We start from the raw sequence: 1045 nt of genomic DNA, 5'->3' as shown, positions 1-1045 counted from the left end.
CGCCGCCTACAAAGCGTTGATAACGAGTCCAAAACTCATTAAGTAATCGACGAACTTCATCTTCGTTCGCTTCATAATGGCTCCAATCCAAATAGTATTGTCGCAAAGGATCGTTTGGATCGACGCTGTTTCTACTCGCTTCTAATGCTGACATCAACATGATATCCATCGCTTCTACTTGCAACCAACTGTCGGGAAAGAGCGTCTCTTGCAGTTGATACAGCGCATTCATTATCAGAAAGTTTCTTTTGAATAAGTCTTTGTCTGGCGAGGGGTCAAGCTGGTTAATGTAACCGCGTTCACTGAGCTTGCTGGCCAAGGTGTGTACTTTCCAACCAGACGGTTGCTTTTTGAGAATCTCAAGCATTGGCCAAAGCAACGGGTTTTCTATTTCACTCTGACTGCTATCGCATACGCCATATTGATCTTCCATGCGCCCTCGTTTGATTTATAAGCGATTAAAATTGAGCACGTTTCAAAGCTCAACGTCATTACTTTTGTACCATAAACGAAAAAAGGCCGATAGCGAAAAACCATCGGCCTTTGGAATCAGGATCGCGTTTGATTAAATAACGCCTAGCTCACGTAAGCGTTCCATTAAGTAGCTGTGTGCTGTGTAACGCTCAGAAAGTACTGTATCTGGTTTTGGGTGCAAGAAAAGCGGTAATGAAATGCGCGATTTTTCTTGGCGAGCACCTGTTGGGTTGATAACTCGGTGTGTCGTCGACGGGAAGTAACCACCTGATGCTTCTTGTAGCATGTCACCGATGTTAATGATCAAGTTACCAAAGTCACATGGAACATCGATCCACTCGCCATCTTTGCTCATAACTTGCAGACCAGGCTCGTTCGCCGCTGGCAGTACAGTCAGTAGGTTGATGTCTTCATGAGCGGCTGCGCGAATTGCACCTGGCTCTTCTTCGCCTGTCATTGGTGGGTAATGAAGAACGCGAAGCAACGTTTTGTCGCTGTTATTGATCATTTCTGACAACGCGATAGAGAACTTCTCTTGTACGTCTTTTCGTGCGTACTCTTCTACCCAACC

At 45.5% G+C, this 1045-nt stretch carries 2 protein-coding genes; both read right to left on the bottom strand.

The genetic code is table 11. From position 1 onward, the window contains the following. The coding region (locus tag R7070_RS26530) for a DNA-J related domain-containing protein (RefSeq protein WP_318141562.1) at positions 1-433 on the bottom strand (433 nt) is incomplete at its 3' end. Between the two features lie 132 nt (positions 434-565). Then, positions 566-1045: 2OG-Fe(II) oxygenase family protein (locus R7070_RS26525; protein ID WP_318141561.1), on the bottom strand; the 480-nt coding region annotated here is incomplete at its 5' end.

Origin of the sequence: Vibrio sp. 1557 (assembly GCF_033340175.1) — a bacterium.
Lineage (GTDB): Bacteria > Pseudomonadota > Gammaproteobacteria > Enterobacterales > Vibrionaceae > Vibrio > Vibrio alginolyticus.
This window is presented reverse-complemented; position numbering and strand designations above follow the sequence as displayed.